Origin of the sequence: Kineococcus indalonis (assembly GCF_009906395.1) — a bacterium.
GTDB classification, from domain to species: domain Bacteria; phylum Actinomycetota; class Actinomycetes; order Actinomycetales; family Kineococcaceae; genus Kineococcus; species Kineococcus indalonis.
The window spans coordinates 1-4,327 of the sequence record NZ_JAAALM010000353.1 but is presented as its reverse complement, the minus strand read 5'-3'; the positions used below and the strand labels follow the sequence as shown (position 1 = coordinate 4,327).

Here is a 4,327-nt window from a genome sequence, read left to right as displayed (position 1 = left end):
CCCCCGCCGGCGCCACCACCGGCCCCGGCCGCCCGGCCGCCCCGGGCGGGGGTCCGGCCCGCTCCGCCCGCAGGCCGGGCGCGCCGCTGGGCGGGGCCACCCGCACCGTGGGCCTGGTGCTGGCGCTGGCCGTGCTGTGCGCGGTGGGCGTGGCCACCGCGGGCGAGAGGTTCGCCAGCGTGGACAACGTCATGACGATCCTGCGCCTGGCGGCGGTCTACGGCGTGCTCAGCATCGGCATGACGTTCGTCATCACCGGCGGCGGCATCGACCTGTCCATCGGTTCCGTCCTGGGCCTGGCCTCCATCTGGGCCAGCACCGTGGCCACGCAGACCATCGCGCAGGACACCCACTGGGGCGTGATGGTGTTCACCGCGCTGGCGGTCGGCGCCGTGTGCGGGCTCGTCAACGGCGTGCTCATCGCCTACGGCCGGGTCGTGGCGTTCATCGCCACGCTGGCGATGATGGTCGCCGCCCGCGGCCTGGCCGAGATCATCGCCAACCGGCAGACGCAGATCGTGGAGGTCGACGCGTTCCTCGACGTCTTCCGCGCCGACGTCCTGGGCGTCTCGGTGTCGGTGTGGATCTTCGCGGTCGTGGCCCTGCTCGGCTGGTTCGTGCTGAACCGCACCACGTTCGGGCGGCGCACCGTGGCCGTGGGCGGCAACCCCGAGGCCGCCCGCCTGGCCGGCATCCGCGTGCAGCGGCACACCGCGGCCCTGTACGTGCTCGCCGGGCTCACCGCCGGCGTCGCCGCGGTGATGATGCTCGCGCGCACCGGTTCCGGCTCCTCCACGCACGGGATGCTCTACGAGCTGGACGCCATCGCCGCCGTCGTCGTCGGCGGCACCCTGCTCGCCGGCGGGCGCGGCAGCATCGCCGGCACCGTGCTGGGCGTGCTCATCTTCTCCACGCTGACGAACGTGTTCGTGCAGAACAACCTGTCCACGTCGGCGCAGTCCCTCACCAAGGGCGTCATCATCGTCGTCGCCGTCCTGCTGCAGCAGCAGTTCGCCGCCCGCGCCCGCCGCACCTGACCGAACGCCCGGCCGCCCGCGACCCCGCACCCGCTCGCCACCGACGTCGAGGAGGACCCCCGTGCCCGTTCCCGTCCCCACCACCGCGCGCCACCGCTGGAGCACGGCGCTGGCCGCCGCGGCCGCCGGCGCGCTGCTGCTCAGCGGCTGCACGTCCAACACCCCGGCCGAGGAGGACGCGCCCCCGGCGCAGGGCGCCGGCGGTGCGGGCGGCGGCGCCAACGACGAGCCGGGCCAGCAGGTCGTCATCGGGTTCTCCGCGCCCGCCGCCGACCACGGCTGGATGGGGGCCATCACCTCCGCCGCGCGCGCGGAGGCCGAGAGGTACGACGACGTCGAGCTGCGCGTCGCCGAGGGCACCAACGACGTGAACCTGCAGATCAGCCAGGTCGAGCAGTTCATCAACGAGGACGTGGACGCCATCGTCCTGCTGCCCTACGACGGCGCCGCCCTCACCGAGGTCGCCACCCGCGCCACCGAGGCCGGCATCACGGTCGTCAACGTCGACCGGGAGTTCTCCAGCCCGGCCGCCGCGCGGGTCACCGTCCTGGGCGACAACTACGGCATGGGCGTGTCCGCCGGCACCTACGTGTGCGAGCGGCTCGGGGACCGCCCCGGCGCGGTCGTCGCCGAGATCGCCGGCATCGACTCCCTGCCGCTGACGCAGGACCGCAGCCGCGGCTTCTCCGACGCGCTGCAGGACTGCGGGCTGGAGGTGGCCAACCGGGTCGCGGCGGACTTCACCGTCCAGGGCGGCCAGGCGGCCGCCGCGAACCTGCTGCAGGCCGCCCCGCGCATCGACGCGCTGTGGAACCACGACGACGACCAGGGCGTCGGGGTCATGGCGGCCATCGAGGAGGCCGGCCGCGACGAGTTCCTCATGGTCGGCGGCGCCGGCTCGCGCAACGTCATGGAGGAGATCCGCGCTGGCGACTCCGTGCTGGAGGCGACCGTGGTCTACCCCTCCACCCAGGCCGCCGACGGCGTGCGCCTGGCCCGCCTCGTCGAGCAGGGCAAGGCGCTGGGCGACCTCGTGGAGGTGGAGGTGCCGCGCACCGTGCAGCTGTACGCCCCGGTCGTCACCGCCGAGAACGTCGAGCAGTACCTGCCCACCGCCTTCGACTCCTGAGCGGCGCGCGGGGCGCGGGATCACCACCCGGCGCCCCGCGCCGGCTCAGGGGGCGGTGGTGAGCAGGCGGTGCCCGGCGAGCCCGACGAGCAGGCCGGGCACGGCGGCCAGCAGGCCCAGCCCGGCGGTGCCGTGCGCGGCCACCAGCCCGGCCACGGCCAGCACCACCCCCAGGACCGCCAGCAGCAGCCCGAGGTCGCCGGCGGGGTCGGTGCAGCCGGCCGCGGGGGTGCTCGCCCGCGGCGCGGGCCGTTCGTCCGTCACGCCCCCTCGATCGCGGGGGCGCGGCGCGCGTTACCGCCACCGGCCCCCGTTCACCCGGTCGGCCTCAGCGCGCGCGGGGCCGGTGGCGGGCGCTGCGGGCGACCTCCAGGCGCACGCGGGCGCGGGCGTCGGCGCGCCCCAGCACGTGCGCCAGGTCGCCGGTGACGGCGTCGGCGGCCGAGACCACCTCGGCCAGGTCGGCGTCGGGCTCCACGGTGGCCTTGAGGGCGACGACGAGGCGGCCGCGCTCGTGCAGCACCCGCGCGCTCGCCGAGCGCACCCCCGGCGCCCGGGCCAGGACCTCGGCGGCGGTGTCGGCGGCGCCGTCGGGCTCGATGAGCAGGCGCGCGCCGCGGGTGGAACCGGGCAGCGCCAGCGCGCCGACCCCGCGACGGGGCAGGTGCGCCAGCAGCCACCACAGCGCCAGCAGGACCAGGACCACCCCGGCGCCCCCGGCGGCCCACGGCCACCAGGCGGCGGCGAGGACGTCGCCGGCCGCGCCGGTGCGCACCCGCTGCGGGACGCCGGGCCACGGGCGCGCCAGCCAGCCGGGGTACCAGGCCGCCGCGGCCAGGCCCACGACCAGCAGCACCAGGCCGAGCAGGAGGGCCGCCAGGCGGTCCAGGGCCAGCACGGATCGGCTCACGGCTCGTTCCTCTCGTCGTCGTCGCCGGTGCGCACGCGCACGCTCACCCGGGGCGGGGTGCGCAGCGGGGCCAGGGCCCCGGTGACGGCGGCGCTGACCTGCTCGCGCACGTCGCCGGTGCCGTGCACGGTCACGGTGACCGCGCGGCGGGTGGCGCTGGAGGACGCCGAGAGCACCCCGTCGACCTCGCGGGCCGCTCCCGAGGCCAGGCGGGCGAGGTCGCGCACGTGCACGAACACGCCTGTGCCGGCGGCCAGCGGCACGGTCCTGCGCGAGCGCGGGCGCAGCGCGCTGACGACCAGCCACAGCCCGAGCAGGGCCACGGCCAGGCCGGCGGGGACCAGCCACCACGCCGCGGAGAGGCCGTCCAGGCCCCCGGCGGCGGCCGGCAGCCACGCCGAGCCGCCCAGGGCGCCGGCGGCCACGAGCGCCTCGCGGCCCAGCAGCAGGCCGAGCGCCAGCAGCAGCACGGCCAGCAGCGGGCCGACCACGCCGATGCGCCCGCTGCCGGTGGCCTGCGCGGCGGGCGGCATCGGCGGGCGCACCGCGCTCAGGCTGGTGCCGGTGCTCGCGCCGGTGGGGGTGGTGATGTCGTCGCTCCAGCTCACCGCACCCGCCTCCCGGGGGTGGTGGCCAGCGCCACCTCGGCGACGGTGACGTGGACGCCGTCGGCGCGCACGCCGGCCAGCACCCGCAGCCGCTCGCCGACGTGCTCGCGCACGGCGGCGGCGACCTCGGCGGCCGCGTACGGCCACACGGTGACGACCTCGACGTGCACCCGGGCGCGGTGACCGGCGACCTCGCAGCGTACGCGCGGGTGCTCGCGCCCCAGCGCACCGCCGATGGCGCCGGTGATCGCCGCGGTGGTGGAGCGGGCGGGGGTGCCGCGCGGGGCGACGCCCTCGACCTCCAGCGCGGCGGCCTGCGCGATGCGCTGCACCGCGCGGTCGGCGACGTGCAGGTGCCCGCGCCCGCCCGTCTCCGCGGCGGCCTGCGGGCTGGGGGCCGGTGACGGTGCGCGCACGGCGGGGCGCGCCTCAGCCACGGCCACGACCGGGCAGCAGGGCGGCCAGGTCGATCTTGCCCTGCAGGTGCGCACCGACGACGTAGCCGACGGCGGCGAAGAGCAGGGACAGGACCAGCCAGTCGAAACCGCCCTGGATCGTGATCAGGGCGAGCAGGAGGCCGGCGAAGATGCCGACGGTCGAGGGGGACACGTCTTCCTCCTTCGAGGGGGGTGCGGGGACGGGT

At 77.4% G+C, this 4,327-nt stretch carries 7 protein-coding genes; 2 read left to right on the top strand and 5 right to left on the bottom strand.

Features of this window, described 5'->3' with window-relative positions:
• A partial coding sequence (locus GTR00_RS15470) for an ABC transporter permease (protein ID WP_205705913.1) occupies nucleotides 1-1,037 on the top strand: 1,037 nt, incomplete at its 5' end.
• Between the two features lie 61 nt (nucleotides 1,038-1,098).
• The gene (locus GTR00_RS15465) at nucleotides 1,099-2,166 is read left to right on the top strand and encodes a substrate-binding domain-containing protein (RefSeq protein WP_166612491.1); all 1,068 of its coding nucleotides are present in this window, start codon (nucleotides 1,099-1,101) and stop codon (nucleotides 2,164-2,166) included.
• A 45-nt stretch (nucleotides 2,167-2,211) separates the two neighbouring features.
• Here the strand turns inward: GTR00_RS15465 and GTR00_RS15460 are convergent, their stop codons facing one another.
• From GTR00_RS15460 to GTR00_RS15440, 5 genes are all read right to left on the bottom strand, one after another.
• Nucleotides 2,212-2,430, bottom strand: coding sequence for a hypothetical protein (locus GTR00_RS15460; protein ID WP_166612490.1), 219 nt, complete (start codon nucleotides 2,428-2,430; stop codon nucleotides 2,212-2,214).
• A gap of 64 nt (nucleotides 2,431-2,494) precedes the next feature.
• A complete protein-coding gene (locus tag GTR00_RS15455) occupies nucleotides 2,495-3,076 on the bottom strand; it encodes a hypothetical protein (protein WP_166612489.1) in 582 nt (193 codons plus the stop codon).
• Nucleotides 3,073-3,684: a DUF6286 domain-containing protein gene (locus tag GTR00_RS15450; RefSeq protein ID WP_166612488.1), complete on the bottom strand. Its 612-nt coding sequence runs from the start codon at nucleotides 3,682-3,684 to the stop codon at nucleotides 3,073-3,075. Before GTR00_RS15450 ends, GTR00_RS15455 begins: the two co-directional genes overlap by 4 nt.
• A complete protein-coding gene (locus tag GTR00_RS15445; protein WP_166612487.1) occupies nucleotides 3,681-4,121 on the bottom strand; it encodes an Asp23/Gls24 family envelope stress response protein in 441 nt (146 codons plus the stop codon). Before GTR00_RS15445 ends, GTR00_RS15450 begins: the two co-directional genes overlap by 4 nt.
• Nucleotides 4,114-4,293: a DUF2273 domain-containing protein gene (locus tag GTR00_RS15440; RefSeq protein WP_166612486.1), complete on the bottom strand. Its 180-nt coding sequence runs from the start codon at nucleotides 4,291-4,293 to the stop codon at nucleotides 4,114-4,116. The genes GTR00_RS15445 and GTR00_RS15440 overlap by 8 nt, the downstream gene beginning before the upstream one ends.
• Between the last annotated feature and the right edge of the window lie 34 nt (nucleotides 4,294-4,327).